This window comes from Actinomadura sp. RB99, assembly GCF_014706005.1.
GTDB lineage: Bacteria > Actinomycetota > Actinomycetes > Streptosporangiales > Streptosporangiaceae > Spirillospora.
This window is the reverse complement of sequence record NZ_JABMCA010000184.1, coordinates 1-968: the sequence shown is the minus strand read 5'-3', so window position 1 is coordinate 968 and position 968 is coordinate 1. Positions and strand designations below refer to the sequence as shown.

Here is a 968-nt window from a genome sequence, read left to right as displayed (position 1 = left end):
CGAGGTCGTCGCCGCCCGTGAGCTGGAGCGAGCCCGCGCCGGTCTTCCCCGAGTCGCCCGCCGCGTACTCCTGCGGGCCGTCCTCGCCGAGGTCCCCGGAGATCAGGACGCCGTCCGGCGCGTGCAGCGGCACGCCGCGCGGGTCCCGCACGACCAGGCCGCGGCCGGGCTCGGCGAGCCGCGCGACGAGGCTGTCCGCCGCGCCCGTGATCTGCCACGACCCGACCTGCATGTACCGGAGCGTGACCTCGAGGGTCCGCCAGCCCCGGATCTCGCCGATGATGCGCAGGTCGGCGCCGCGCACGAACGTCTGGAGCGTGCTCACCATGCCGCCTGCCACCGGACGTCGGCCTCGTAGTCGGCGCGGGACGCGGCCGTCGCGCCGACGATCTCGACGTGCAGGTCGTTGACGCCGGGCTCGAGCGGCCAGAAGTCGGGCCAGAGGTTCAGGTCGTCGTACAGGTCGTTGCCGAGGTCGTCCACCACGCTCAGCACGCGCGGACGGGTGTCCACGGTGACGGTCCGGCCGGCGGGGATCGGGGAGTCGGCGCGCCACGACCAGGTGCGCCCGGACGTCAGGTTGGTGGCGATCGGGGATCCGGGGCCCCGGAACCGCCAGATGCCCCAGGTGTCGGCGTCGCCGGGGACGAAGGTGGTGACGTCGCCGAGGACCGCCGACGCGGCCAGCGTGCGGGGCATCCCGCCGAAGAACGGGCGCGCGGCGTTGTTCGCCCACCCGTCGCCGACTTCGCCGCCGATCCAGTACGCATCGAGCGCGAGGAATTCCAGGTTCGGGAACTCGGCGTACAGCGTCAGCAGGTCGTCGAGCGGGTCCTCGGTCGGGTCGATGCCGCCGTGGTAGTAGGCCTCGATCCATCGGGCCGTGCCGTCCGGGAGCTGCACGGTCACGATGCCGGGCACGCGGCGGCCGTCCCGTACCGGGTGCCGGATCGACGCCTGCAACCGGC

Annotated in this window: 2 protein-coding genes; both read right to left on the bottom strand. The window is 74.0% G+C overall.

The window, feature by feature from the left end; translation table 11 throughout:
* Positions 1 to 328, bottom strand: a 328-nt coding sequence (locus tag amrb99_RS49470) for a hypothetical protein (RefSeq protein ID WP_190869036.1), incomplete at its 3' end; no start/stop codon positions are given.
* A partial coding sequence (locus amrb99_RS49465) for a phage tail protein (RefSeq protein ID WP_190869035.1) occupies positions 322 to 968 on the bottom strand: 647 nt, incomplete at its 5' end. The genes amrb99_RS49470 and amrb99_RS49465, both read right to left, overlap by 7 nt.